The 26,745-nt window shown below is 32.8% G+C and carries 22 protein-coding genes, 3 tRNA genes and 2 pseudogenes; 18 read left to right on the top strand and 9 right to left on the bottom strand.

Features of this window, described 5'->3' with window-relative positions:
- The first annotated feature begins 9 nt into the window (after window positions 1-9).
- Both IYQ91_RS08845 and IYQ91_RS08850 read left to right on the top strand, forming a co-directional pair.
- Complete coding sequence (locus tag IYQ91_RS08845; protein WP_195673615.1) at window positions 10-1,632, top strand: ATP-binding cassette domain-containing protein; 1,623 nt, start codon at window positions 10-12, stop codon at window positions 1,630-1,632.
- Window positions 1,633-1,698: 66 nt separating this feature from the next.
- Complete coding sequence (locus IYQ91_RS08850) at window positions 1,699-4,275, top strand: YfhO family protein (RefSeq protein ID WP_195673616.1); 2,577 nt, start codon at window positions 1,699-1,701, stop codon at window positions 4,273-4,275.
- Window positions 4,276-4,363: 88 nt separating this feature from the next.
- On the opposite strand, the gene IYQ91_RS08855 is transcribed toward IYQ91_RS08850, so the two are convergent.
- The 7 genes and pseudogenes from IYQ91_RS08855 to rlmH all read right to left on the bottom strand — a co-directional run bounded on the left by IYQ91_RS08855 (window position 4,364) and on the right by rlmH (window position 7,618).
- Window positions 4,364-4,437, bottom strand: a tRNA-Asn gene (locus IYQ91_RS08855).
- A gap of 5 nt (window positions 4,438-4,442) precedes the next feature.
- Window positions 4,443-4,514 (bottom strand) — tRNA-Glu (locus IYQ91_RS08860).
- Between the two features lie 108 nt (window positions 4,515-4,622).
- A pseudogene (gene comE / locus IYQ91_RS08865) lies at window positions 4,623-5,371 on the bottom strand (competence system response regulator transcription factor ComE).
- Window positions 5,371-6,693 carry a sensor histidine kinase gene (locus IYQ91_RS08870; protein ID WP_022526720.1) on the bottom strand — a complete coding sequence of 441 codons (1,323 nt, stop codon included), beginning with the start codon at window positions 6,691-6,693 and terminating at the stop codon, window positions 5,371-5,373. Before IYQ91_RS08870 ends, comE begins: the two are co-directional and overlap by 1 nt.
- Before the next feature lie 14 nt (window positions 6,694-6,707).
- Window positions 6,708-6,857, bottom strand: coding sequence for a bacteriocin (locus tag IYQ91_RS08875; RefSeq protein WP_003038250.1), 150 nt, complete (start codon window positions 6,855-6,857; stop codon window positions 6,708-6,710).
- 165 nt (window positions 6,858-7,022) lie between these two features.
- Window positions 7,023-7,096: transfer RNA gene (locus IYQ91_RS08880), tRNA-Arg, on the bottom strand.
- 42 nt (window positions 7,097-7,138) lie between these two features.
- Entirely contained in the window at window positions 7,139-7,618 is a 480-nt protein-coding gene (rlmH, locus tag IYQ91_RS08885; protein ID WP_004225060.1) for a 23S rRNA (pseudouridine(1915)-N(3))-methyltransferase RlmH, read from the bottom strand.
- 193 nt (window positions 7,619-7,811) lie between these two features.
- Here rlmH and IYQ91_RS08890 point away from each other — a divergent pair, with 193 nt between their 5' ends.
- From IYQ91_RS08890 to IYQ91_RS08910, 5 genes are all read left to right on the top strand, one after another.
- Window positions 7,812-9,002, top strand: a complete 1,191-nt coding sequence (locus IYQ91_RS08890) for a S1C family serine protease (protein ID WP_003032033.1) — start codon at window positions 7,812-7,814, stop codon at window positions 9,000-9,002.
- Window positions 9,003-9,056: 54 nt separating this feature from the next.
- Window positions 9,057-9,824 (top strand): ParB/RepB/Spo0J family partition protein, encoded by a 768-nt coding sequence (locus tag IYQ91_RS08895; RefSeq protein ID WP_003032028.1) that lies wholly within the window; start codon window positions 9,057-9,059, stop codon window positions 9,822-9,824.
- A 228-nt stretch (window positions 9,825-10,052) separates the two neighbouring features.
- On the top strand, window positions 10,053-11,396 hold the full coding sequence (gene dnaA, locus IYQ91_RS08900) for a chromosomal replication initiator protein DnaA (protein ID WP_003026818.1): 1,344 nt from the start codon (window positions 10,053-10,055) through the stop codon (window positions 11,394-11,396).
- A gap of 156 nt (window positions 11,397-11,552) precedes the next feature.
- The gene (gene dnaN, locus IYQ91_RS08905) at window positions 11,553-12,689 is read left to right on the top strand and encodes a DNA polymerase III subunit beta (protein ID WP_195673617.1); all 1,137 of its coding nucleotides are present in this window, start codon (window positions 11,553-11,555) and stop codon (window positions 12,687-12,689) included.
- Entirely contained in the window at window positions 12,689-12,886 is a 198-nt protein-coding gene (locus IYQ91_RS08910) for a DUF951 domain-containing protein (RefSeq protein ID WP_022526716.1), read from the top strand. The genes dnaN and IYQ91_RS08910 overlap by 1 nt, the downstream gene beginning before the upstream one ends.
- A 23-nt stretch (window positions 12,887-12,909) precedes the next feature.
- On the opposite strand, the gene IYQ91_RS08915 is transcribed toward IYQ91_RS08910, so the two are convergent.
- Window positions 12,910-13,410: a YehR family lipoprotein gene (locus IYQ91_RS08915; RefSeq protein ID WP_195673618.1), complete on the bottom strand. Its 501-nt coding sequence runs from the start codon at window positions 13,408-13,410 to the stop codon at window positions 12,910-12,912.
- Between the two features lie 146 nt (window positions 13,411-13,556).
- On the opposite strand from IYQ91_RS08915, the gene ychF reads away from it, so the two are divergent.
- The 11 genes from ychF to IYQ91_RS08965 all read left to right on the top strand — a co-directional run bounded on the left by ychF (window position 13,557) and on the right by IYQ91_RS08965 (window position 25,413).
- The gene (ychF, locus tag IYQ91_RS08920; RefSeq protein WP_195673619.1) at window positions 13,557-14,672 is read left to right on the top strand and encodes a redox-regulated ATPase YchF; all 1,116 of its coding nucleotides are present in this window, start codon (window positions 13,557-13,559) and stop codon (window positions 14,670-14,672) included.
- A gap of 72 nt (window positions 14,673-14,744) precedes the next feature.
- Window positions 14,745-15,314 (top strand): aminoacyl-tRNA hydrolase, encoded by a 570-nt coding sequence (pth, locus tag IYQ91_RS08925; protein ID WP_126466337.1) that lies wholly within the window; start codon window positions 14,745-14,747, stop codon window positions 15,312-15,314.
- Window positions 15,307-18,813, top strand: coding sequence for a transcription-repair coupling factor (gene mfd / locus IYQ91_RS08930; RefSeq protein ID WP_195673620.1), 3,507 nt, complete (start codon window positions 15,307-15,309; stop codon window positions 18,811-18,813). Before pth ends, mfd begins: the two co-directional genes overlap by 8 nt.
- Window positions 18,814-18,892: 79 nt before the next feature.
- Window positions 18,893-19,159 carry an RNA-binding S4 domain-containing protein gene (locus IYQ91_RS08935; RefSeq protein ID WP_003040545.1) on the top strand — a complete coding sequence of 89 codons (267 nt, stop codon included), beginning with the start codon at window positions 18,893-18,895 and terminating at the stop codon, window positions 19,157-19,159.
- Window positions 19,152-19,520 (top strand): septum formation initiator family protein, encoded by a 369-nt coding sequence (locus tag IYQ91_RS08940; RefSeq protein WP_003026832.1) that lies wholly within the window; start codon window positions 19,152-19,154, stop codon window positions 19,518-19,520. The genes IYQ91_RS08935 and IYQ91_RS08940 overlap by 8 nt, the downstream gene beginning before the upstream one ends.
- Window positions 19,521-19,522: 2 nt before the next feature.
- The gene (locus IYQ91_RS10090; RefSeq protein WP_003026834.1) at window positions 19,523-19,651 is read left to right on the top strand and encodes an SP_0009 family protein; all 129 of its coding nucleotides are present in this window, start codon (window positions 19,523-19,525) and stop codon (window positions 19,649-19,651) included.
- Window positions 19,644-20,924 carry a serine hydrolase gene (locus IYQ91_RS08945; RefSeq protein WP_126466339.1) on the top strand — a complete coding sequence of 427 codons (1,281 nt, stop codon included), beginning with the start codon at window positions 19,644-19,646 and terminating at the stop codon, window positions 20,922-20,924. Before IYQ91_RS10090 ends, IYQ91_RS08945 begins: the two co-directional genes overlap by 8 nt.
- On the top strand, window positions 20,921-22,198 hold the full coding sequence (gene tilS, locus IYQ91_RS08950; RefSeq protein ID WP_195673621.1) for a tRNA lysidine(34) synthetase TilS: 1,278 nt from the start codon (window positions 20,921-20,923) through the stop codon (window positions 22,196-22,198). Before IYQ91_RS08945 ends, tilS begins: the two co-directional genes overlap by 4 nt.
- Window positions 22,199-22,203: 5 nt before the next feature.
- Window positions 22,204-22,746: a hypoxanthine phosphoribosyltransferase gene (hpt, locus tag IYQ91_RS08955; protein ID WP_004225026.1), complete on the top strand. Its 543-nt coding sequence runs from the start codon at window positions 22,204-22,206 to the stop codon at window positions 22,744-22,746.
- 20 nt (window positions 22,747-22,766) lie between these two features.
- Window positions 22,767-24,737 (top strand): ATP-dependent zinc metalloprotease FtsH, encoded by a 1,971-nt coding sequence (gene ftsH / locus IYQ91_RS08960; RefSeq protein WP_049512744.1) that lies wholly within the window; start codon window positions 22,767-22,769, stop codon window positions 24,735-24,737.
- 202 nt (window positions 24,738-24,939) lie between these two features.
- Window positions 24,940-25,413, top strand: coding sequence for a sigma-70 family RNA polymerase sigma factor (locus IYQ91_RS08965; protein ID WP_195673622.1), 474 nt, complete (start codon window positions 24,940-24,942; stop codon window positions 25,411-25,413).
- A 29-nt stretch (window positions 25,414-25,442) separates the two neighbouring features.
- Here the strand turns inward: IYQ91_RS08965 and IYQ91_RS08970 are convergent.
- Window positions 25,443-26,423, bottom strand: a pseudogene (locus IYQ91_RS08970) (IS30 family transposase).
- Between the last annotated feature and the right edge of the window lie 322 nt (window positions 26,424-26,745).

Genomic DNA, 26,745 nt, shown 5'->3' on the forward strand with positions numbered 1-26,745 from the left:
AGAAAAATATTGCTTACAGTATCAGATGTATCACTACGCTTTAGTGATCGAAAATTATTTGATGATGTGAATATCAAATTTACAAAAGGAAATACTTATGGTTTAATTGGTGCTAATGGTGCAGGAAAATCAACATTTTTAAAAATCCTATCTGGAGATATCGAACCAACGACTGGAAATATCTCACTCGGACCAGACGAACGTCTCTCAGTCCTTCGGCAAAATCACTTTGATTATGAAGAAGAACGAGTGATTGATGTAGTTATCATGGGAAATGAGCATCTTTATAACATTATGAAAGAAAAAGATGCCATTTACATGAAACCTGATTTTTCTGATGAAGACGGTGTCCGAGCAGCTGAGTTAGAAGGTGAATTTGCTGAATTAGGTGGCTGGGAGGCTGAAAGTGAAGCCTCTCAACTCCTCCAGAACTTGAATATCCCAGAAAATCTTCACTATCAAAATATGAGTGAATTATCCAATGGAGATAAAGTAAAAGTTCTCCTTGCTAAAGCTCTATTTGGTCAACCAGATGTTCTGCTGCTAGACGAACCGACCAACGGTCTTGACATTCAATCCATCTCTTGGTTAGAAGATTTTTTGATTGATTTTGAAAATACCGTTATCGTTGTATCCCACGACCGTCACTTCCTCAACAAAGTGTGTACACACATGGCTGATTTAGACTTTGGCAAAATCAAACTCTATATTGGTAACTATGATTTTTGGAAAGAATCTAGTGAATTAGCTGCTAAACTCTTAGCAGACCGTAATGCTAAAGCAGAAGAAAAAATCAAGCAACTGCAAGAATTTGTTGCTCGCTTCTCTGCTAATGCTTCAAAATCTAAGCAAGCAACTTCTCGTAAAAAAATGCTTGACAAAATTGAACTGGAAGAAATTGTCCCATCAAGCCGTAAATATCCATTTATTAACTTCAAAGCCGAACGCGAAATCGGAAATGACCTCTTGACAGTCGAAAACCTTTCTGTCAAGATTGACGGTGAAGTCATCCTTGACAACATCAGCTTTATCTTGCGTCCGGGTGACAAGACAGCCTTGATTGGACAAAATGACATTCAAACAACCGCTTTGATTCGAGCTATTATGGAAGATATTGACTATGAAGGAACTGTCAAGTGGGGTATTACAACTAGTCAATCTTATTTACCAAAAGACAATAGCAAAGATTTTTCCAACAGTGAATCTATTCTTGACTGGCTCCGTCAATTTGCAAGTAAAGAAGAAGATGACAACACCTTCCTTCGAGGATTTCTAGGTCGTATGCTTTTCTCTGGTGATGAGGTTAACAAGTCTGTCAACGTCTTGTCAGGTGGTGAAAAGGTTCGTGTCATGCTGTCAAAACTTATGCTTCTCAAATCAAACGTTTTAGTACTAGATGATCCAACCAACCACTTAGACTTAGAATCTATTTCTAGCCTAAATGACGGTCTAAAAAACTTTAAAGAATCTATTATTTTTGCTAGCCACGATCATGAATTTATCCAGACACTTGCTAATCATATTATTGTTCTTTCTAAAAATGGTGTCATTGATCGTATTGACGAAACCTATGATGAATTTTTAGAAAATCAAGAAGTACAAGAAAAAGTCAATAGTCTTTGGAAAGATTAAACTTTTCAAAAAATAGGAGCTGATGAAAGATTCAGTTCCTTAAATTTTAGTATTTTACGATAGCTTATGAAAAAAATCAAAAAACTCTTCAAAAATTATTATTTGATAGCCTTTTTTATTCCATTTTTTATTCTGTTTATAACTTACCTTATAAATGGAATCTATTGGAAAAGTGACACTTCTCCGCTATTAGGAGACGGATTTCATCAATATGTTATTTTTGATGTCACTTTAAGGAATATTTTGCATGGTACAGATAACATCTTTTATACGTTTACAAGTGGACTCGGTTTGAACTTTTATGCCTTATCTAGCTATTATCTAGGGAGTTTTTTATCACCTTTAGTTTATTTTTTCAATCTAAAAAATATGCCAGATGAAGTATACTTATTTACTTTGATAAAGTTTGGTTTGATGGGATTAACTTGTTTCATCAGTATTAAAGGTATCTTTAAAAAAATTTCTCCTTATCTTATATTAATACTGTCAACTTCCTACGCTCTAATGAGTTTTGCAGTTAGTCAACTTGAAATAAAAACTTGGCTAGATGTCTTCATTATTATTCCACTTATTTTACTTGGTTTACATCAGTTGATTACTCAAAAAAGACGTGTTCTTTACTTTACAGCTTTGTCAATTCTTTTTATTCAAAATTATTATTTTGGGTATATGATGGCAGTCTTTCTTGTATTGTGGTTCTTTGTTCAAACTTCATGGGACTTTAAAATTAGGATTAAATCTTTCATAGACTTTACAGTTGTGTCAATTTTAGCTGGTATAACTAGCCTCATCATGATTCTGCCAACCTTTCTAGATTTAAAAACTCATGGTGAAAAATTAACAAAAGTGACAACCTTACTGACTGAAAAAAGCTGGTATTTAGATATTTTTGCCAAAAACTTTGTTGGATCTTTTGACACAACTAAATATGGCTCTATTCCGATGATTTATGTTGGGCTTGTTCCATTATTACTAGCGATTCTCTTCTTCACTTTAAAGTCTATTAAGTTTCACGTGAAACTTTCCTATGTTATTTTAATTATATTCTTAGTAGCTAGTTTTTACTTACAGCCTTTGGATCTGCTCTGGCAAGGTATGCACGCGCCAAATATGTTCCTACATCGTTACTCTTGGACTTTTTCTACTGTCATTATTTTCTTAGCGGCTGAAAGCTTGGAGCGTCTAAAAGAAATTAAATTCACAAACATTCTAGCCAGTTTTTCTATCTTAGGACTTGGTTTTATTGCTACTTTTATTTTTAAGAAGCATTATAAATTTTTAGGTTCTGTTAATTTCATCTTAACATTAGAATTTTTAGTCGCTTATCTTTTAATTTCTTGGGCTTATGCAAAAAAATATATTTCTGTTAAAATATTTACTGTTTCTACTTTATTATTTGTTTGCTTTGAACTAAGTTTAAATAGTTTTTATCAAATGGAAGGAATTGCAAAAGAATGGGTCTTTGCAAGTAGAAATGCTTATGAACAAGATTTAACAGCTATTGATTTACTCGTCAACTACAGTAAAAAGAAAAATTCCAATTTCTTTAGAACTGAAAAATTAGCTATTCAAACCGGAAATGACAGTATGAAATACAATTATAATGGTATCTCTCAATTTTCTTCTGTTCGCAATATTGCAGCTAGTTCTATTCTTGATAAATTAGGTTTTAAATCATCTGGAACTAATTTAAACTTACGTTATCAAAACAATAGTATCCTTATGGATAGCTTATTGGGTGTAAAATATAATATTTCAACAAACAATCCTCAAAAATATGGTTTTACTTCCATTAAAACAAAAGATAATTTAGCACTTTATGAAAATAAGAATGCTAACTCACTAGTATTTTTAACAAATTCAATTTACAAAGATGTAAAATTTAATCACTTAACATTAGATAATCAAACTCGTTTTCTCAATCAGCTTTCTGGATTAAATTTAAAATACTATCACAGATTACCTCCTACAAGTAATCATAATGTTAAGCAAGTTGGAAATAGAATAGCTGCAGAAGTAGATAAAGAAAGTTATGACTCTTTTGCCAGCATCACTTACATTTTAGAAGTTCCAGCAAATAGTCAAGTTTATTTAACTCTGCCAAACTTAACTTTCTCAAATGATAACCAAAAATCAGTTGACATAACTGTAAATAACAATCAAAAAATGCATTATGGTACCAACAATGTCTTTCCATTTTTTAATCTTGGTTATTTTAAGCAAAAACAAATCATAACCGTTAAAATATCTTTCCCAGATAATTCAAAAGTTTCATTTGATAGTCCTGAATTTTATAAGCTTGACACCAGTCATTTTCAACAAGCAATAAACAAGATTCAACGACAAAAAGTATCTGTAACAACAAAACATAACACAATAACAGCACATTATCAAGCTCAACGAGATAGTTCTTTATTCTTCACAATTCCTTATGATAAAGGTTGGACTGCCACACAAAACGGAAAATCAATTAAAATTTCAAGAGCACAAAATGGCTTTATGAAAATTGATGTCAAAAAAGGCGCAGGAAAAATAAAACTGACATTTATCCCAAATGGTCTTAAAGAAGGTAGTACAGCATTTTTATCTGGAATCGCGTTATTTATAATTTACAATAAGATACGTAAGAAAAAATCGTTATAATTGAAAAACCAAACTGCACAAGAAAACAGTTTGGTTTTTATTATATTTTTACAATGTAAAAAAAGCATTCCTAAAGAATGCTTAGTAGCTCCGGCAGTAGGACTCGAACCTACGACATCATGATTAACAGTCATGCGCTACTACCAACTGAGCTATGCCGGATGATATAGTCCGTACGGGATTCGAACCCGTGTTACCGCCGTGAAAAGGCGGTGTCTTAACCCCTTGACCAACGGACCATATATGTTCTTTCACAGAACATATACTATTATACCAGTTTGGAGAACTTTGTCAATAGTTTTTATTTAAAAATTTAACTATATTTGCTATTTCATTATCTATTCTATTTATCCTTTTAATTCCTCTAAAATAGCTTTTAATTTTCCAATTTTCATTCGAGTAATCGGACAACGATGATCTTCATAAAAAATTATTTCTCGCATTTTTTTATCATAACCTTTGATGTTTCCAATATTGACTAGGTAGGATTTATGAGGTGAAAAGAAACGTCTTGTTTCTTTATCTTTTTCTTGAATATCTGCAATAGTGCCATAGAATTCTTTAAAAAAGTTTTTACCGACAATTCTTAATTTATGAGAAGAGCCTGTCGTTTCAATATATAAAATGTCATTAAAAGGCATTCTAACCTCTCCGCCACGAAAGCTATATTCAAAATAATCCACCATATCTTTATTTTCAATCAATGTCGCTTTTGTATACTCAATGCTGTCTTTTATATGTTTTTAAAAGCAACATCACTCAAATTTTTATCAACAAAATCCAGTGCAGATACCTTATATTTGAAGGTCATAGTGGCAAATTCTGATTTCGTTGTAACAAAAACAATAATGGCATACGGATTGTGATGACGTATAAATTTTGCTATTTCTAAACCTTTTGTTTCCTCTCCTTTGATATCAATATCTAAAAAATATAATTGATTTACTTCATCGTTTTCAATATATTCTTTAAATTCTCTTACTTTTCCAGTTACTTTAACTTTTATTGTAATTCCCATTTCTTTCGCAATCTCTGCCAAAGTTGTTTCCATTCTTACTTGATGTGTAATTTCATCTTCTAATACTAATACTTTCATTATAAACCTTCCTTCCTTACTCTCATTACTTGTGTAAAATATTCATCCTCAATTTTGGTATCAAGAATAATTCCTTCATAGTTGTTAATAATTTCTTTGATATTGCTTAAACCTAAGCCGCGTCCTTCACCCTTTGTTGAAAAATCAGTTTGGTAAATCTCTTCTAAGTCTAATTGTCTTTTCTTCCGTGAATTTTGAATGACCAAGATAGTTTCTATATCTAAATCTACTAAGGAAACATTCATTGTTTTTTGATAGCTTTCTGCTGCTCCTTCTATGGCATTATTTAAAAGAACGCTTGTCATTCTAACCAAATCTAATAATTTAATCGGTAAGGGCTTGACAAAATCCTTTACTTCAAATGTTAATTCTATATTATAATCACGTGCCTTAAACAAGGTTTGCGTCATAACACTTCTAAGTGCTGAATCTCCAACGTTATTTAAATCAAAATAAGTATATTTATCTGAGCGAAGCTGTAAATTAGCATTTACTAGTACTTCCTGATAAATTCGTTCTACTTCTTTTATATCACCTGTATGAATGGCAGATTGGAAACTTGCCAGCATCCCACCGTAATCATGACGAAAGCCGCGAATTTCATTATAAAGACTTACAATTTCATCTGTATATTTTTGTAATTGTAGTTGTTCTCTTTCTTTTTGTTTAATTTGCTCTTCTTTTTCATGTTTTTCACGAATAGATTGTAAGTAGAATAAAGTTGACATAAACATTAAAAAGCAAATTGTAGCAATCATACTGGAAAAACTATTTAAATTATTCATGTTACTAAGCCAATGTGACACATTTAATAAAAAGTGAATAAAAAATAGATAAAAATTTAATTGCACAATATTTTCTTTGAAATCCGCCTTTTTAAAATATTTAAAATTAAACTTAAAATAATCAATTGCTTTTAAAATAAAAACTAAAGAAATAATATTGATAAAAATATAGAACAATCCCCAGTATCTATCAACAAACTTATCACCTGTAACAGAAGAAATAATGACTGAAAAGAAGGTTTCAGAGGTAGTTACAGATGAATAAATTAAAAAGGTTGCAAAAACTGATATACACTTCTCATATTTCTTAAAGCGATAAAAATAGAAGTAAATTATAATAGGCTCTAATAATAAACATAAATAGGCTAATAAGGAATTAATCGAATTTATAAAAGATGAAAATAAAAATAAACACAAGCACAATAAAGTAAAGCGAAAATCTATAATTTTCACTTTACTAATTTTTTTATGAACAATTGAAAAAGATAAAATTCCGATAATAAAAGAAATGATTATAAATATTTTATCCAGATTCATAATGATAAAATCTCCTAACCAAATAATTTTTTCCCAATTCCAATCATTCCTCTAGGATCCCTCCTATCCCCACCAACGATTTTATCTAACTGCTCATCATTCAGTTCTTTAAATTCTACAACTTCCTTTTTTACTACCTCTTTTTTAGCAAACAACTTTTTCATAATTTCTCCTTAATGTTTATTTTTTGTAAGAAATCTTACAAGGTAATTATACAAAATCTTCATAAATAAATTGAAAAAAACTCTAAACGATACATTTTTACATCTCAAAAGACTTCTTTATCCAGTTATAGAAAAAGGCACGCTTTCCCGTGCCCTTTTCTTATATGATCCCAGCAGGATTCGAACCTGCGACCGTTCGCTTAGAAGGCGAATGCTCTATCCAGCTGAGCTATGAGACCAATGCTCTATCATTTTAACAAAAAAAGCCTATGACGTCAAGATTACTTATGATAGGGACTTCCTTGTTGAATCATAAACGATCGATAAATTTGTTCTACTAAAACTAATCGCATTAACTGATGAGGAAGTGTTAATTTTCCAAAACTCATCAGCAAATTAGCTCTTTTTTTGACAGCAGTAGACAGACCAATACTCCCACCAATCACAAAAGTAATATCCGAAAATCCACGAACAGTCACATCGCTTAATCTCTTACTGAATTCTTCTGACGGAAATTGTTGACCTTCAATAGCTAAAACAATCACAAATTCTTTATCATTAATTTTCGATAAGATATGATTTCCTTCTTTGTCAAGAATTTGTTGATTTTCTAAGTGACTTGCCTTATCAGGTGTTTTTTCATCTGGAAGTTCAATCATCTCAAATTTAGTAAAGCGCCCTAAACGTTTTACATACTCTGCAATTCCATCTTTTAGATATTTTTCTTTTAATTTTCCAACAGTTACAAGTTTTATTTTCATATTTCTATTCTACCATATCCACAATTATTTCACACCTTATTCACAGTATAAAAAATTAAATTACCTTATAAATGACTTAGAAAATCACAGATTTTAAAAGTTATCCACAATTTGTGGAAAAGATAAAACATTTAAGCTATAATTAAGTTAAATTCTTTATACTTTCAGTAATTGAAATAACTAGGAGGAAGATATGAAAAACTCTTCAAATTTCACAAAAAAATTGTTATTGCTTTTCATGGTCTTAGCTATAGGTTTTATCGGTGGTTTACTTGGAAACTTAACTTCATCTAAATTATCAACAAATAGCTCTACAACGACTAAAGTTAATCAAGTTACTACTGCTTATAAAAATACAAATTCCACAACACAAGCTGTGAGTAAAGTGAAAGATGCTGTGGTATCCGTTATTACCTATGCTAATAATAATTCACAAAACAGCGTGTTTGGAAATGATGATTCAAATAATAACAATGATAATTCTCAACAAGTAGCTAGCGAAGGATCTGGGGTTATTTATAAAAAAGATGGAAAATACGCTTACTTAGTAACCAATACTCACGTTATCAGTGGTGCTAAAAAAGTTGACATTCGTTTAGCAGATGGTAATAAAGTTCCTGGAGAAATTGTAGGGTCAGATACTTATTCTGATATCTCCGTTGTTCGAATTAGTGCTGATAAAGTAAAATCAGTTGCTGAATTTGGAGATTCTAGTAAATTGACGGTTGGTGAGACAGCTATTGCGATTGGAAGTCCGCTCGGATCAAATTACGCTAACACTGTGACGCAAGGAATTATTTCTAGTTTAAATCGTAATGTTTCTTTAAAATCTGAAGACGGACAAACGATTTCAACACAAGCTATTCAAACAGACACAGCTATTAACCCAGGGAACTCTGGTGGACCACTTGTGAATATCCAAGGACAAGTAATTGGTATTACTTCAAGTAAAATAGCTAGCAACGGCGGAACTTCGGTTGAAGGATTAGGATTTGCTATTCCATCTAATGATGTTATAAACATTATTAACCAGTTAGAAGCAAATGGAACTGTTACACGACCAGCTCTAGGAATCCAAATGATTGACATCACTAATCTGTCTAGTTCAGATCTATCACGCTTAAAACTTCCATCAAAAATAACTAGTGGAGTTGTTGTACGTTCAGCTCAATCTGGAATGCCAGCTGAAGGAAAACTTCAAAAATATGATGTGATTACAAAAGTAGATGATAAAGAAATTTCTTCAACAAGTGATTTACAATCCGCTTTATACAAACATTCAATTGGTGACAACATAAAAATCACTTTCTATCGTGATGGAAAAGAAACTACTACTACCATTAAGCTTACAAAATCTACAAAAGATTTAGATTCAAATAATTGACACTTTATTAACACGTCTTTACAGAATTGTAAAGGTGTGTTATTCTATATAAACATGGAAAAATATCAATATATCACACTTAATGACATCCAAACAAATCCTTATCAACCAAGAAAAGAATTTTCAGAAGAAAAAATTGCTGAACTTGCTAGTTCTATAAAAGAACATGGGATTATTCAGCCCATCATTGTACGAAAATCTCCGATAATTGGTTATGAATTGCTAGCTGGTGAAAGGCGTTTTAGAGCTGCTAAATTAGCAGGCTTAACAAATATACCAGCTATTATAAAAGAAGTAACAGATGATGAAATGATGAAGCAAGCCATCATTGAAAATTTACAACGAGAAGATTTAAATCCTATAGAAGAAGCACAATCTTACCAATATTTGATTGACAAAGGGTTGACACATAAAGAAATCGCTCTAACTATGGGAAAATCACGTCCTTATATTACAAATTCCGTCCGGTTATTAAATTTACCTCTCAATATTATCGAAGCGATAAAAGAAGGAAATATTTCTCAGGGACACGCTCGTCTGCTCATTAATCTCTCAGAAAAAGAGCAAAATCAGTGGTTTGATAAAATCTTATCTCAAAGCCTTTCAGTTCGACAGCTAGAAAAACAATTGCATTCCCAACAGACAAAAACTGTAACAAAAAATAAACATCATCTCTTCCTCAAAGAGGAAGAAAAAAGATTAAAAAAGATATTTGGTACAGAGATTTCTCTTCAATTTTCTGAACAATCTCAATCAGGGAAAATTTGTATTCATTTTTCAAACCTAGAAGAATATCAAAGAATTATTGACAGCTTTAAATAAGGCTGTTATTTTTATTCTTTCAAGTCACAGAGTTATCCACTCTTATTTTATAAGAAAACCTTAATAAATCACAGAAAAACTCCTTTATTCACAATCTGTGGAAAATTTTAAAGAACAATGTGAATTCATTTCCACAGATTGTGGAAAACTTTTGCGTTTTATGTTAAAATAACTTCTATGGATAATTAAATATAACGAAGAATTTATTAGCAAGGAAGGAGGTTTTTTATGTCACAAGAAGCTAATTTTTGGGCGCGTGTTTTAGAATTGGCTCAAAAACAAATCAAAAAAAATACATATGATTATTTTGTTTCAGGAGCTCGGTTAATGAAAGTTGAAAATTTTCAAGCTACTGTACTTCTTGACAGTCCTGTCAAACAATTATTTTGGGATCAAAATTTAGCAGATGTCATCATTACTGCAGGTTTTGAAATTTATAACGACCAAATTACCGTACACTATATCTTTCAAGAGGAAAATGATGAAGTTACTCAATCAACAAATACAAATCATTCAGTAGGTAAACCAAGTCTTCCTCCTGTTGAAACTGGGTTAAAAGCAAAATATACATTTGATAATTTTGTTCAAGGTGATGGAAATGTTTGGGCTCTATCGGCGGCACTCGCTGTTTCTGAAAATTTAGCAACAACTTATAATCCATTGTTTATCTATGGTGGACCAGGATTAGGAAAAACCCATTTACTAAATGCAATTGGAAATCAAATTTTAGAAAATATTCCTGATGCTAGAGTGAAATACATTCCTGCTGAGACTTTTATCAACGACTTTTTAGAACATCTTCGATTAGGAGAAATGGAAAGTTTTAAGAGAACTTATCGCAGCCTTGATCTCTTATTGATTGATGACATTCAATCTTTAGGAGGAAAAAAAGTTTCTACTCAAGAAGAATTTTTCAATACCTTTAATGCTTTGCACGGAGATAATAAACAAATTGTTTTAACAAGCGACCGAAGTCCTGATCATCTGGATAATCTTGAAGAACGTTTAGTCACGCGCTTCAAATGGGGATTAACTCAAAACATTACTCCACCTGATTTTGAAACAAGAATCGCTATTTTACGCAATAAGATAGAAGGTTTAGATTACATTTTTCCAAATGATACCTTAGAATATCTAGCAGGTCAATTTGATTCAAATGTGCGAGATTTAGAAGGTGCTCTAAATGATATTTCTCTTATGGCTAGAGTAAAAAATCTGAAAGAAATTACAATTGACGCTGCTGCTGAAGCTATTCGAGCTCGAAAACAAGATGCAAGTCAAATTTTAGTTATTCCAATTGATAAAATCCAAACAGAAGTTGGAAATTTCTATGGAGTTAGCGTTAAAGAAATGAAAGGAAGTCGTCGGGTTCAAAATATTGTCCTTGCTAGACAAGTAGCTATGTATTTAGCCCGTGAATTAACCGATAATAGTCTTCCAAAAATTGGAAGAGAATTTGGCGGTAAAGATCATACAACGGTCATACATGCTCATGGGAAAATTAAAACAATGCTCGAAACGGATGATAATCTTCGATTAGAAATAGAAAACATAAAAAATAAAATCAGATAATTGTGGATAATTGCAGAAAAAATGTTAAAGTTATTCACAATTTATAAACAGGTCTGTTTTTGTGTTCTATCGCTGATTAGGAAACTTTTCCACAAGTTTCACACAAACTACTATTACTATTAACTTAATAATCATAAAATAATAAAAGGAGTGTCTATGATTAACTTTTCAATCAATAAAAATTTATTTTTACAAGCTTTAAATACAACAAAACGAGCTATTAGTCTTAAAAATGCTATTCCCATTCTTTCTACAGTAAAAATTGATGTTACAAATGAAGGAATTACATTAATTGGTTCAAATGGACAAATCTCTATTGAAAATTTTATTTCAATTAAAAACGAAAATGCAGGGCTTTTAGTGACCTCTTCAGGCTCCATTTTGCTTGAAGCAACTTTTTTCATCAATGTTGTATCAAGTCTTCCTGATGTTACACTTGATTTTAAAGAAATTGAGCAAAAGCAAATTGTTTTAACTAGTGATAAATCAGAAATTACCTTAAAAGGAAAAGATGCAGATCAATACCCTCGTATTCAAGAAATTTCAGCAAGTAATCCTTTGATGCTTGAAACAAGTGTTCTTAAAAATATTATTAACGAGACAGCTTTTGCAGCTAGTACACAAGAAAGTCGTCCGATTTTAACGGGGGTTCATTTTGTTTTAACAGAAAATAAAAATTTAAAGACGGTTGCAACAGACTCTCATCGGATGAGCCAAAAGAAGATTGTCTTAGAAAAAAATGGGGATAATTTTGATGTTGTTATTCCTAGTCGTTCTCTACGCGAATTTTCAGCCGTTTTTACGGATAATATTGAAACAGTAGAGATTTACTTCACAAATAATCAATTGCTCTTTAGAAGTGAAAATATTAGCTTCTACACTCGGCTGTTAGAGGGAAATTATCCTGATACCGACCGTTTAATTCCAACAGAATTTACTAGTATCGTAACATTTGATAAAAATAATCTTCGTTATGCGATGGAACGTGCACGTCTTCTTTCAAATGCGACTCAAAATGGAACAGTTAAATTAGAAATTATAAATGGTGTAGTTAGTGCACATGTGAACTCTCCTGAAGTTGGACGTGTGAATGAAGAAATTGATACTGAAAATATTTCAGGTCAAGATTTAACCATCAGTTTTAATCCAACTTATTTAATTGATTCATTGAAAGCTATTAATAGTGAAAAAGTTACAATCAGCTTTATTTCAGCTGTTCGTCCATTTACTTTGATACCAAGCGATGACACAGAAAACTTTATTCAATTGATTACGCCAGTGAGAACAAACTAATGTATGATGTAGGAAATTTTGTTGAAATGAAAAAACCACATGCTTGTACGATTAAATCTACAGGCAAAAAAGCAAATCGTTGGGAAATTATTCGAGTGGGTGCGGATATTAAAATTCGCTGTACAAATTGCCAACATATCGTGATGATGAGCCGATATGATTTTGAACGAAAACTAAAAAAAGTGCTAGGAAATTGATTTCTTAGCACTTTTTCATGATCTTATTTTAATTTTTCAAATTTACCGTCCGTAATTTCTTTAAAACCTTTACTTGTTAAGAGTTCTTTACTAGCTTTCATACTAATTTTTTTAGATTTTCTTGTATTCTTATCTGTATACATTCCAGGCAAGGTTACTAATTTATCAAAGTCTACTTTATTAAAGTTAATTTCTACAGTTTCCTTAACTCCCTTTTCTTCATAAGTGACTTTTTCTTTAATTCCCTTAATATTTTGATACATTTGAGAAGCTTTATCAATTCTGTCTTTAACATCTTCTTTTTTAGTAGCTCCTAAGGTTTTATAAGACAAAAATGAATTAGTAGTTTGTTTTGTGACAGTATCTCGTTTATAATAATAAGTTAATCGTAAGTCATATTGTAAATTTTGATCAATTCTTTGGAATGACATTGTTTTTTCTTGGGCTCCACATGCTCCAAGGATAATTAGTGAAACAATTGTAACAAAGCCAAGTAACAATTGTTTAAAATAACTTTTTTTCATGGTATTTACCTCCTATAGCTTAATAAAATTATAATATTTTTATGAGGTAAATGCAATATTTTATTAAAATGATTAAGTTGTAAGTCAAATAGCTGTAAATATGGTATAATGATTTATTGAATTGAAAAGATGAAAGGAAGCGCGAAATGGCTTTAACAGCAGGAATTGTGGGATTGCCTAATGTTGGAAAATCCACTTTATTTAATGCAATTACAAAAGCAGGAGCAGAGGCAGCTAACTATCCCTTTGCAACAATTGACCCTAATGTTGGACGGGTAGAAGTTCCCGATGCTCGTTTGGATAAATTAACAGAATTTATCAAACCACAGAAAAAAGTTCCAACGACTTTTGAGTTTACAGATATTGCAGGGATTGTAAAAGGTGCTTCAAAAGGAGAGGGTCTAGGAAATAAATTTTTAGCTAATATTCGTGAAGTAGATGCTATCGTTCATGTGGTTCGGGCTTTTGATGATGAAAATGTTATGCGGGAACAAGGACGTGAGTCAAATTTTGTTGATCCAATGGCTGATATTGAAACAATTAATCTTGAGTTGATTTTAGCAGATTTGGAAAGTATCAACAAACGCTATGCACGTGTGGAAAAAGTTGCTCGAACCCAAAAAGATAAAGATTCAGTAGCTGAGTTTCATGTTTTGCAAAAAATTAAACCAGTTTTAGAAAATGGTTTATCAGCACGTACCATTGAATTTGATGAAGAAGAACAAAAAATTGTCAAAAAATTATTTTTATTGACTACAAAACCAGTGCTTTATGTTGCGAATGTTGGTGAAGACGAGGTAGCAGATCCGGATAATATTGAGTATGTTCAACAAATTCGCGAGTTTGCAGCAACTGAAAATGCAGAGGTAGTTGTTATATCTGCGCGTGCTGAAGAAGAAATTTCTGAGCTAGATGATGAAGATAAAGTTGAATTTCTTGAAGCAATGGGCTTGAATGAATCTGGGGTTGACAAATTAACCAGAGCAGCTTATCATTTATTAGGACTTGGAACTTATTTTACAGCAGGAGAAAAGGAAGTTCGAGCTTGGACATTTAGACGTGGCATGAAAGCACCACAAGCAGCTGGAATTATTCACTCAGACTTTGAAAAAGGCTTCATCCGTGCTGTAACCATGTCTTATGATGATTTAGTGAAATATGGAAGTGAAAAAGCAGTCAAAGAAGCAGGACGACTGCGTGAAGAAGGAAAAGAATATATCGTTCAAGATGGCGATATTATGGAATTTAGATTTAATGTGTAAAGCATTGTAAATTAAATATAAACAAGGTTGGAAAAACTTTTCCAGCCCTTTTGGTCTTTTTAGAGGTAAAAAATGGTAAAGATGATTGTAGGATTAGGAAATCCTGGAGAAAAATATTTTGAAACAAGACATAATGTCGGATTTATGCTAATCGACAAAATGTGTAAAGAACAAAATTTAAAGTTTACAACTGATAAAATTTTTCAAGCAGAGATAGCTTCTACATTTTTAAATAGTGAGAAAGTGTATTTTGTAAAACCAACAACCTTTATGAATGAGAGTGGAAAAGCTGTTTATGCTCTTTTATCTTATTATGGTCTAGATATTGAAGATTTAGTGGTTATCTATGATGACTTAGATATGGAAGTAGGAAAAATACGACTTAGAGCAAAAGGCTCTGCTGGTGGTCACAATGGCATCAAATCAATTATCAAACATATAGGAACCCAAGAATTTAAACGAATTAAAATTGGTATTGGTCGTCCCGAAAATAATATAACCATTATTCACCATGTGTTAGGAAAATTTTCAAAAGGAGACTATGCTATAATTTTAAATACACTTGACAAAGTTGACAGTGCTGTAAATTATTATTTACAGTCTAATAATTTTGAACAAACAATGCAACAATACAATGGATAAAAAGATGGATATTATTGAGTTATTTAATCAAAATAAACAAATAGTTGATTGGCAAAGAAATCTAAATAAATCAACTCGGCAGTTATTAATGGGTTTGTCATCTTCAACTAAGGCTATTACAATGGCCTCTTGTGTAGAGGAAAATCACAAAATTTTGATTTTAACGTCTACTTATAGTGAAGCAGAAAGACTTTCTAGTGATCTGATTGGCTTGGTGGGAGAAGAGAGGGTCTATACATTTCTTGCAGATGATACTCCGTTAGCTGAGTTTGTCTTTTCTTCTCAAGAAAAGATTTTTTCTCGTTTGGAAGCTCTAGATTTTTTATTAGATTCTCAACAATCAGGATTTTTGATAGTTAATGTGGCAGCTAGTCAACTATTTTTACCCAATCCTGTTAATTTCAATTCAGCTTATATTGATTTAAAAATAGGGCAAGAATATGAGTTGAAAGATTTGATTTCTCAATTGTTAAATTCAGGTTATAAGCAAGTGTCACAAGTATTGAAACAAGGGGAGTTTAGTCTTCGTGGTGATATTTTAGATATTTTTGAGCGCTCTAGTCAAATGCCTTTTCGGGTTGAATTTTTTGGTGATGAAGTTGATGGTATTCGTCTATTTAATCCTGAAAATCAAATTTCTATTCAAAATGTAGAACATGTGCATATTCGTCCTGCTACAGATATCATATTTGCTAAAGCAGATTATAAAAATGCACAGAAAAAAATAGAAAATCTTATAGAAAAAACAGTAGATTCAACCTCAAAATCTTATTTAGAGGAGATTTTAGCTAGTACAAAAGAACAAACTCAACATGCTGATATTAGAAAATTATTATCTTATTTTTATCAAAATGAATGGACAATTCTTGATTATCTTCCAAAACATAGCCCAATTTTCTTTGATGATTTTCAAAAAATTATGAATAGACATGCTCAGTTTCAATTAGAAGCAGCAAATTTATTGACAGAAGATTTACAAACTAGTAAAGCTATTGCAAATCAATCTTATTTTGCAGATGTTTATTCAATATTTAGAAAGTATAAACCAGCTACCTTCTTTTCCAATTTTCATAAAGGACTGGGAAATTTAAAATTTGATTCTCTTTATCAATTTAATCAGTATCCTATGCAGGAATTTTTTAGTCAATTCCTGCTTTTGAAAGAAGAAATCAGTCGCTATAAAAAATCTAACTATACAGTTATTTTACAATCAAATTCTTTATTATCTTTACAAAGTTTACATAAAACTTTACAAGAGTATGAAATTTCACTTGATTATGTCAATGATACTAAAATTCATGAACATGCTGTTCAATTAGTAGAAGGGCATTTAGTTCAAGGGTTTAATTTTGTAGATGAAAAAATTGTTTTGATTACAGAGTATGAAATTCTGCAAAAAAAAGTAAAACGAAAAGTTCGTAGACAGAATATTTCTAATGCTGAACGTTTGAAAAATTATAATGAGCTGGAAAAAGGAGATTATGTTGTTCATAACGTTCATGGAATTGGGCGATATTTAGGAATTGAAACGATTGAAATTTCAGGAATTCATCGTGATTATCTCACTATTCAATATCAAAATGCAGATCGTATTTCTATTCCTGTTGATCAGATTCAGCTTCTTTCTAAATATGTTGCGAGTGATGGTAAAGCGCCTAAAATCAATAAATTAAATGATGGACGTTTTCAAAAAACTAAACAGAGAGTACAACATCAAGTCGAAGATATTGCTGAGGATTTAATCAAACTTTACGCAGAGAGAAGTCAATTAAAGGGATTTGCGTTTTCTAGTGATGATTCTTATCAGCAAGAATTTGATAATGATTTTCCTTATGTAGAAACAGAAGATCAGTTGCGCTCTATAAAAGAAGTAAAAAAAGACATGGAAAGTGATCATCCTATGGATCGTCTTTTAGTTGGAGATGTTGGTTTTGGGAAGACGGAAGTAGCTATGAGAGCTGCTTTTAAAGCAGTAAATAATCATAAGCAAGTAGCAATTTTAGTTCCCACTACGGTTTTAGCTCAACAGCACTATACGAACTTTAAGGAACGTTTTAACGATTTTCCTATCAACATTGAAGTATTAAGTCGTTTTAAAAGTAAATCAGAACAAAAAACAATTTTAGAAAAATTAAAAAAAGGGCAGGTGGATATTATTATTGGAACGCATCGTCTCCTGTCAAAAGATATTGTATTTGCTGATTTAGGACTCATTGTTATTGATGAGGAACAACGCTTTGGAGTTAAACATAAAGAAAAATTAAAAGAGTTGAAAACGAAAGTTGATGTTTTAACCTTGACGGCGACCCCTATTCCTCGTACACTCCATATGTCCATGTTAGGTATACGTGATTTATCAGTTATTGAAACTCCTCCAACAAATCGCTATCCTGTTCAAACTTATGTCTTAGAAAATAATACAACAGTTATTCGAGATGCAGTTTTAAGAGAAATGGATAGAGGAGGGCAGGTTTACTATCTTTACAATAAAGTTGACACAATGGAGCAAAAAGTTTCAGAATTGAAAGAATTGATTCCAGAAGCTTCTATTGGATATGTACATGGTCAAATGAGTGAAATTCTTCTTGAAAATACTTTACTTGATTTTATCAATGGAGAATATGATCTTTTGGTCACAACGACTATTATTGAAACTGGTGTTGATATTCCTAATGTTAATACTCTTTTTATTGAAAATGCAGATCATATGGGATTGTCAACTTTATATCAATTACGAGGGCGTGTTGGTCGTAGTAATCGTATTGCTTATGCCTATCTCATGTATCGTCCTGACAAGGCTTTGACAGAAATTTCTGAAAAACGTTTGGAAACTATAAAAGGATTTACAGAATTAGGCTCTGGTTTTAAAATTGCTATGCGAGATTTATCTATTCGCGGTGCTGGAAATATTTTAGGAAGTCCACAATCTGGCTTTATTGATTCTGTTGGATTTGAGATGTATTCTCAATTATTAGAAGAGGCTATTGCTAAAAAACAAGGTACAGAAAAAAGAAGGCAAAAAGGAAATGCTGAAATTAATTTGCAGATTGATGCCTATCTTCCTAGCGATTATATTGCTGATGAAAGGCAGAAAATTGAAATTTACAAACGTATTCGCGAAATTGACAGTCGTGTAAATTATGAAGAATTACAGAATGAATTGATAGATCGTTTTGGAGAATATCCAGATGTTGTTGCCTTTTTATTAGAAATTGGCCTTGTAAAGTCTTATTTAGATCAAGCTTTTGTTCAGCTTGTTGAAAAAAAGCAACAATCTGTGATTGTCCGATTTGAAAAAGTTTCTCAACAGTTTTTCTTAACTCAAGATTACTTTGAAGCTCTTTCTGTAACAAATTTAAAAGCAAGAATTTCAGAAAATAAGGGATTGATTGAAGTTATATTTGATGTAAAAAATAAAAAAGATTATGAAATTTTAGAAGGACTTCTGCAGTTTTCAGAAAAGTTAGTAGAAATTAAAAATCAAAAGAAAGATTGCTAACTTTACAATTTTGTAAAGTTTCATTTTCGTCTATAATATTTTCTTAAAAAATGGTAAAATAATAAATTGAGGTAACTTTATGAGGTTAGATAAATATTTAAAAGTATCCCGTATTATAAAACGTCGTCCTATCGCTAAAGAGGTGGCCGATAAGGGAAGAATTAAAGTAAATGGAATTTTAGCTAAAAGTTCAACAGATTTAAAAATCAATGACGAAATAGAGATTCGTTTTGGAAATAAAATTTTATTAGTTCGTGTTCTAGAAATGAAAGACAGTACTAAAAAAGAAGATGCCACTAAAATGTATGAAATTATAAAAGAAACAAGGGTAGAAGTAGATGGCTAGAAATATTGTTCAATTAAATAATCGCTATATACAAGATGAAAACCAACATCGCCGTTATTTAGAGCAAGAAAGAAGAAAAAAGAATCGCTTTATGGGGTGGGTATTGATTTTAGTCATCTTATTGTTCATTTTACCGACATTTAATTTGGTTCAAAGCTATCGAAATTTATTAGAACGTCGAACACAATTGACGCATTTACAAAAGAGGTACGAAGAAATAAGCAACGAAAAAGAATCTCAAAAAGCTTTTGCTAATAAATTAAAAGATGAAGAATATGCTGCTAAATATGCACGCGCTAAATATTATTATTCTAAACAAGGGGAATATATCTATACAATCCCAGGATTGTTGCCACAGTAAGAATGGAAAATTTATTAAAAACGATTGAACAATTTTTGGAGTTTTCTGATGAAAAATTAGAAGAATTATCCAGAAAGAATCAGGCTTTAAAATTAGAAGAGACTAAAAAGGAAAGGGGAGAGCATGCGTAAGTTGCTATTTCTATTATTGTTGCCAGCATTTTTTACTGCAAAGACAGTAGTAAGTACAGAACAAGATGTAAAATTGACCGCAAAGCAACAATATGAAATTACTAGTACGACCTACAGTAACTACTACACGGATCTTCCAACCAATCCAAATGTTTATGAGCAAATTCCAACTTATACGTCCTTAAATTTAGAAAAAGTTGCTGGGAGTTTAACTCCGAATACACCAATTAAACTTTCTGACTTACAAGTCAATGAACAAGGACTCCCAGTTTTTAAACTCGCAAATGGACAATTCATTCCTGCCGATAAACGAATGATTTATGATGATATTGTCCAATCTAGTGAAGATGTTTCACAAACAATGTGGCTCAAACCGTCGTTTGTAGTTTACAATCAAGCTTTTGTAAATGGAACAAAGGAAGTGAAGACGAATTTATTACCTTATCACCCAGTGAAAATTACTCAACTTGCTGAGACGACATCAGGAAAATATGCTTATGTTGAGGGCAAAGGTTGGATTGATGTGAAATACTTGTCTGATACAGATAATCGTATGGATAAAGTTCAAGAGATTTTAACAAGCAAGTACAATAAAGCAGACTATTCTATCTATGTAAAACAACTAGATTCTGGGAAAACTGCTGGTATCAACCCAGATTTGGAAATGTATTCTGCTAGTGTGGCAAAACTTCCCATTCTTTATTATGCGCAGAAGCAATTAAATGAAGGAAAATACAAGCCATCTTCTGGTTTAAAATATATTCCTGCTGTAAATGACTATTCAGGTGCTTATGATACAGAAGGTAGTGGAAGCATTTCTAAAAAATCAGATAATAAATCCTACAGCATTCAGGAATTGATGAACCATATCGCAAAAGAATCGGATAATGCAGCTACAAATATTTTAGGATATTATATTACTAATCAATCAGACAACGCTTATCAAGCAACAATTGAGCAAATCGCTGGGAAAAAATGGGATGTGGAAAAACGCGATGCTTCAGCAAGGATGGCAGGAAATGTGATGGAAGCTATCTATGAACAAAATGGGGACATTATCAATGCACTATCACAAACAAATTTTGATGAGCAGCGTATTTCTAAAAATATAAATGTAAAAGTGGCTCATAAAATTGGGGATGCTTATGATTTTAAGCATGATGTTGCAATTGTTTATGCTAATTCTCCTTTTGTTCTGTCTATTTTTACAAATCATTCTGATTATGACACCATTTCTAAAATTGCAGATGATATTTATGAGGTTTTGAAATGATAGAACAACAATTTTTTCAAATGGTGCAAAAAAAAGGCTATTTCAGACATCATAGAAAAGTTTTACTTGCTATTTCTGGTGGATTAGATTCTATGACTTTGCTTGATTGGCTTTATAAATATCGCGAAAAACTAGAAATAGAAATTTACCTTGCTCATGTTAATCATGGAGTGAGAGAAGAATCTGACTTTGAAGAAGAAAAACTAAAAAAAATAGCAAAGAAACTTGGTGTAAGCATTTTTACATCAAGTTTTTCTGGACCATTCTCAGAACAAAAAGCGCGTGATTTTCGCTATGCTTTTTTCAAAAAAATTATGAAAGAGGAACAATGCACAGCATTAGTAACAGCACACCATGCTGATGACCAAGCAGAAACGATTTTTATGAGAATTCTTCGTGGCAGTCGTTTAGTTCATATTTCAGGAATGAAAGAAAAACAAAAATTTGCAAATGGAGAATTGATAAGACCGTTGCTTTCTTTTCAAAAATCAGATTTCCCTCCTATTTTTCATTTTGAAGATTGGACAAACCAAGAGAACCATTATTTGCGCAATCGAATTCGAAATGAGTATTTTCCGTTGTTAGAACAAGAAAATCCACAGTTTAGGAAGCATTTAATAGAATTGGGAACAGAAATTTCTCAAATGCAGGACGCATTAGCACATTTAACTAAAAATATTGTAGCGACGAATCTGCAGGAATTTCAATCTCAACCTTACTCTGTGCAAAGTTTTTTGCTACAGGCTTATTTAAAGAAATTTCCTGATTTGCAGCTCAGTAAAGCACAGTTTTCTGATATTTTAGCAATCTTGAACAAGCAATCTAATTATCAGCAACCACTTAAAGCGGGTTATGAGTTATATAAAAATTATGATTCCTTTGAGATTCGTAAAATCAGTCCACAGTCTGATTTAAAAGTGGATTCAATTTTGTTAAAATATAACGATATTGTGGAATATGGTCATTATCGCTTTTCCTTTGGAAAAGAGCTTCATGAAAAAAACATCCAAGAAGTATTTGTTTCACGTGAAACAGAAATTTTACTTCGACATAGAAAAGAACAAGATGAAATTATCTTGAACCAACACCATAAAAAGCTTCGTCATTACTTTATTGATCAAAAAATCCCTATAGATCAAAGAAAAAATGCTATTATTATTGAGCAAAATGGGGAAATCTTAGCAATTGCTGGAATCGTAACATGTGATTTGAGTAAGAGTCAAAAAAATGATATAATGTATAACAAACTTTATATTCAAAATTTAGATAGGTAAAGAAGATGCTAGAACAAGATATTAAGAAAGTTTTGGTTTCACATGATGAGATCGTGGCAGCAGCAAAAAATTTAGGAACTCAATTAACTAGTGATTATGCAGGGAAAAATCCTATTTTTGTAGGAATTCTAAAAGGTTCCATTCCTTTTATGGCAGAGTTGATAAAGCATGTTGATACCCATATTGAAATGGATTTTATGTTAGTGTCAAGTTATCATGGTGGGACATCTAGCAGTGGTGTTATCAATATTATTAAAGATATTGATCAAGATATTGCTGGACGTCATATTCTTTTTGTCGAAGATATTATTGATACGGGAAAAACATTGAAAAGCCTGTGTGAGTTATTTAGGGAGAAAAAAGCTGCGTCTGTTAAAATTGCTACACTTTTGGACAAGCCCGAAGGACGAAAAGTTGATATTGAAGCAGATTACACATGTTTTACAATTCCAAATGAATTTGTAGTTGGTTATGGTCTAGATTTTGATGAAAATTATCGGAATCTTCCATATGTAGGGGTTTTAAAAGAAGAAGTTTATACAAAATAAAAAGGTATATTGATAGATAGATGAAAAATAAACAAAATAATGGTTTTATAAAAAATCCTTTCTTATATATTTTAATTATTGTTGTTGTTATTACAGGTTTTCAGTATTTTTCAGCTGGAAGTTCTGTAGGTCGCAGTCAGCAAATTAACTATACTGAGTTAGTTAAAGAAATTAGAAATGGAAATGTAAAGGATATTAGCTATCAGCCAAATGGTAGTGTTATTGAAGTTGCAGGTACTTATAAGAAAGAAAAGAAGGTAAAGGATAATAGTGGTATTCAGTTTTTTACTCCTTCTTCTACCTCTGTAAGCCGCTTTACTAGTGTTATTCTACCTTCAGATTTAACGGTAGCTGAATTACAAAAATTAGCTTCAGATAAGGGAACTGAAATCACCATTAAACGCGAAAGTTCAAGTGGTGTTTGGATTCAGGTGCTGACAACTCTGGTGCCATTTGCCATCTTTGCTTTCTTCCTGTTCTCTATGATGAATCAAGGTGGAGGCGGTGGAGCGCGTGGAGCTATGAGTTTTGGACGTAATAAAGCGCGTGCGACAAACAAAGAAGATATAAAAGTACGCTTTTCTGATGTAGCAGGTGCGGAAGAAGAAAAACAAGAACTAGTTGAAGTTGTTGAATTTCTAAAAGATCCTAAACGTTATACAAAACTAGGGGCTCGCATACCAGCTGGTGTTCTTCTTGAAGGCCCTCCAGGAACTGGTAAAACTCTTCTTGCAAAAGCCGTCGCTGGTGAAGCAGGAGTTCCATTCTTTAGTATTTCAGGTTCAGATTTCGTTGAAATGTTTGTCGGTGTCGGTGCTAGCCGTGTTCGCTCTCTTTTTGAAGATGCAAAAAAGGCAGCTCCAGCGATTATCTTTATTGATGAAATTGATGCTGTTGGTCGTCAACGTGGTGTTGGTCTCGGTGGAGGAAATGATGAGCGCGAGCAAACCCTTAATCAACTTCTGATTGAGATGGATGGTTTTGAAGGCAATGAAGGGGTTATCGTCATTGCTGCTACTAACCGAAGTGATGTTTTAGATCCCGCTCTTTTGCGTCCTGGTCGTTTTGACCGTAAAGTTCTTGTTGGTCAGCCAGATGTAAAAGGTCGCGAAGCAATCCTTCGTGTTCATGCTAGAAATAAACCTCTTGCTGAAGATGTTGACTTAAAACTAGTTGCTCAACAAACGCCTGGTTTTGTTGGTGCTGATTTGGAAAATGTCTTAAATGAAGCGGCTCTTGTCGCAGCGCGTCGAAATAAAAAAGTTATTGATGCTTCCGATATAGATGAAGCAGAAGATCGTGTTATTGCAGGACCGTCTAAAAAAGATAAGACAGTTTCACAACGTGATCGGCAAATTGTCGCTTATCATGAAGCAGGACATACGATTGTTGGTCTTGTTTTATCAAATGCACGTGTCGTTCACAAGGTAACCATTGTACCTCGTGGTCGTGCAGGTGGATATATGATTGCTCTCCCGAAAGAAGATCAGACTCTTTTATCTAAAGAAGATATGAAAGAGCAATTGGCAGGACTTATGGGGGGACGTGTTGCTGAAGAAATTATTTTCAACGTCCAAACTACAGGCGCTTCCAATGACTTTGAACAAGCCACACAAATGGCACGTGCGATGGTAACAGAGTATGGTATGAGTGAAAAACTCGGTCCAGTTCAATATGAAGGAAACCATGCGATGTTTGGCGCTGCGAGCCCACAAAAATCAATTTCAGAGCAAACTGCATATGAAATTGATGAGGAAGTACGTAATTTGCTTAATGAAGCGCGTAACAAAGCAGCAGAAATTATCCAATCCAATCGTGAAAAGCATAAATTGATTGCAGAAGCTCTTCTTAAATACGAAACACTTGATAGTCATCAAATTAAATCATTGTATGAAACTGGCGAAATGCCTGATGAACCAAGTGTAAGTTCTTCGCATGCTTTGAGCTATGATGAAGTGAAATCTCAAATGGAAGAACAAAAACCAGAATAAATTAAAACGATAAAACTCTTTGATTTAGAATCAGAGGGTTTTAACTTTATCCGCTGAAAAGAATGTAAAAGTACCTGAAGAGATAGATAGGTGTATTAAGAAGTGCGAAATAGAAAGCGAAAAGAGTAGAACAGCTACCCAGCCCTCCTAAAAGCTTCAAGTTTGTTATCCTTAAAAGGTAAGTAAAAGGAAGGAGAAGGAAATGGAGTTCAAGGAGTTATATGCCAAGGTGAGAGGAATTGTACTGAAGTGTCGGAGGGAATATTATGTCCACCTGTGGGAGTTAAGTGATTGGGACCAAGAGGGCATGTTGGTGCTCTATCAGTTGGTAAGCCAGTATCCGCAGCTGGTAGAAGAAGAAAGTCAGCTCCATGTTTACTATAAGACCAAGTTCCGGAATCATATCCTGGACATCCTCCGTAAACAGGAAAGTCAAAAACGCAAACTTGATCGTCAAGCTTATGAAGAAGTGAGCGAGATTGGTCACAAGCTCAGCCTAAAAGAACTATATCTGGATGAATTGGTGATTCTCCGAGACCAGCTAAAGAGCTATCAAGCTCAACTGAGCCCAGAGAAACAGGAGCAGTACGAGCGCTTACTAGCTGACGAACGGTTCAAAGGCCGCCAAGCCATGATTCGAGAATTAAGATCCTACTTAAAAGACTATAGCGATTAAGACAAGTCAGGACTTTCCCTTTTAAAAGGTCATAAAAAGCTCAATTTCAAGTAGAAGTTAGCGAGTCAACAAAAAAATCTGAGATGACTTGTAGTTTAAAACTTTCTTAGGATAGTTATTAATCCAATTTTCGATGAAAGCGACCAGTTTGTGGGTCGTTTTCTTAACTCCCTTAGGAAGCCATCGTCTGATAAGTCTGTTATGATTCTCGTTTGTTTCTCTTTCCCATGAGGAGTAAGGATGCGCGTAATAGATGTTGTCCTGTGGAAATACCTCAGCTAGTCTATTAAACTCCGTTCCATTATCAGCCGTGATGGATTTGATGGTATCCGTTTCCATAAGTGCAGTAACAGCTTGGTTGACCAACTGAGCGGTTTTGTCAGGGATTAGTCGGATAATCTGGTGCCGACTTCTGCGGTCAGTGAGGGTGAGAAGGCACTGATTTTTCTGCTTGGTCAGAATGACGGTATCCATCTCATAATGCCCATTTTCAAGACGTTGGTTGATGAATTCAGGTCGTTCCTCAATCGACTTCCCAGCAGGTTTAAACCGTGGACTAGCTCTCTTCTTTTCAGTTTTTGGCTTTCTGGGGTAAATCAAGTCCTTGTAGGTCAGTCCTAGCTGTCCATGATGAATCCAGTAGTAGATGGTAGATATGGGGACATTGACTTTCTTTGCATTGATCATCATTTCGGGAGAGTATTTCTGCTTGATATAGTGCAAGATTTTCTCCTTGGTAGCCTTATCAAGTCGACACTTTCGGACAACTTCTCTCTAGCTGATTCGTAACGACTTTGAGCAGTATCTGCAGAATAGAGCAGTTCAAACTTTCCCTTGAGTACTTGTTGGCGAACCAGCTCACGCTTGATGTCATTATGAATAGTTTGAGGTGCTTTTCCAAGCAAGAGAGCGATTTGACGATTTGATTTTCCCTCGTCCTTCCATTTTTCAATGAAACGGCGCTTAGCTATTGTTAAGTGCTTGCCTTTTTGGGTATAATGAGTAGGCATCTTAAAGAATCTTCTTGTGTTTGTGGTGAACTACAAGTATATCTCTTTGAGATATTTTTTCATACACTCGAAGTGGCCAACTTCATTTTAGAACTATCAAATTGAAAGAAAAAGTTTAAGAAAATAAAAAAAGATGAAAAAAGGTATTGACAAGAAGAGAAGGAGATGATATACTAAGATAGTTGTCGCTTGAGTGGCGACAAAGACCTTTGAAAACTGAACAAGACGAACCAATGTGCAGGCGACTGTTTAAGAAGACAGTCCGTCAAACATTAAGAAGAAACAATAAATCTGTCAGTGACAGAAATGAGTGAGAACTCAA

It is taken from the genome of Streptococcus sp. HF-2466 (genome assembly GCF_015594645.1).
In the GTDB taxonomy this organism is placed as follows: Bacteria; Bacillota; Bacilli; order Lactobacillales; family Streptococcaceae; genus Streptococcus; species Streptococcus anginosus.

Coding starts and splice junctions, on each gene's coding strand:
- IYQ91_RS08850 (WP_195673616.1), top strand. CDS start 1,699: ATGAAAAAAATCAAAAAACTCTTCAAAAATTATTATTTGATAGCCTTT.
- IYQ91_RS08870 (WP_022526720.1), bottom strand. CDS start 6,693: ATGAATCTGGATAAAATATTTATAATCATTTCTTTTATTATCGGAATT.
- IYQ91_RS08875 (WP_003038250.1), bottom strand. CDS start 6,857: ATGAAAAAGTTGTTTGCTAAAAAAGAGGTAGTAAAAAAGGAAGTTGTA.
- rlmH (WP_004225060.1), bottom strand. CDS start 7,618: ATGAAAATAAAACTTGTAACTGTTGGAAAATTAAAAGAAAAATATCTA.
- IYQ91_RS08890 (WP_003032033.1), top strand. CDS start 7,812: ATGAAAAACTCTTCAAATTTCACAAAAAAATTGTTATTGCTTTTCATG.
- IYQ91_RS08895 (WP_003032028.1), top strand. CDS start 9,057: ATGGAAAAATATCAATATATCACACTTAATGACATCCAAACAAATCCT.
- dnaA (WP_003026818.1), top strand. CDS start 10,053: ATGTCACAAGAAGCTAATTTTTGGGCGCGTGTTTTAGAATTGGCTCAA.
- dnaN (WP_195673617.1), top strand. CDS start 11,553: ATGATTAACTTTTCAATCAATAAAAATTTATTTTTACAAGCTTTAAAT.
- IYQ91_RS08910 (WP_022526716.1), top strand. CDS start 12,689: ATGTATGATGTAGGAAATTTTGTTGAAATGAAAAAACCACATGCTTGT.
- IYQ91_RS08915 (WP_195673618.1), bottom strand. CDS start 13,410: ATGAAAAAAAGTTATTTTAAACAATTGTTACTTGGCTTTGTTACAATT.
- ychF (WP_195673619.1), top strand. CDS start 13,557: ATGGCTTTAACAGCAGGAATTGTGGGATTGCCTAATGTTGGAAAATCC.
- pth (WP_126466337.1), top strand. CDS start 14,745: ATGGTAAAGATGATTGTAGGATTAGGAAATCCTGGAGAAAAATATTTT.
- mfd (WP_195673620.1), top strand. CDS start 15,307: ATGGATAAAAAGATGGATATTATTGAGTTATTTAATCAAAATAAACAA.
- IYQ91_RS08935 (WP_003040545.1), top strand. CDS start 18,893: ATGAGGTTAGATAAATATTTAAAAGTATCCCGTATTATAAAACGTCGT.
- IYQ91_RS08940 (WP_003026832.1), top strand. CDS start 19,152: ATGGCTAGAAATATTGTTCAATTAAATAATCGCTATATACAAGATGAA.
- IYQ91_RS10090 (WP_003026834.1), top strand. CDS start 19,523: ATGGAAAATTTATTAAAAACGATTGAACAATTTTTGGAGTTTTCTGAT.
- IYQ91_RS08945 (WP_126466339.1), top strand. CDS start 19,644: ATGCGTAAGTTGCTATTTCTATTATTGTTGCCAGCATTTTTTACTGCA.
- tilS (WP_195673621.1), top strand. CDS start 20,921: ATGATAGAACAACAATTTTTTCAAATGGTGCAAAAAAAAGGCTATTTC.
- hpt (WP_004225026.1), top strand. CDS start 22,204: ATGCTAGAACAAGATATTAAGAAAGTTTTGGTTTCACATGATGAGATC.
- ftsH (WP_049512744.1), top strand. CDS start 22,767: ATGAAAAATAAACAAAATAATGGTTTTATAAAAAATCCTTTCTTATAT.
- IYQ91_RS08965 (WP_195673622.1), top strand. CDS start 24,940: ATGGAGTTCAAGGAGTTATATGCCAAGGTGAGAGGAATTGTACTGAAG.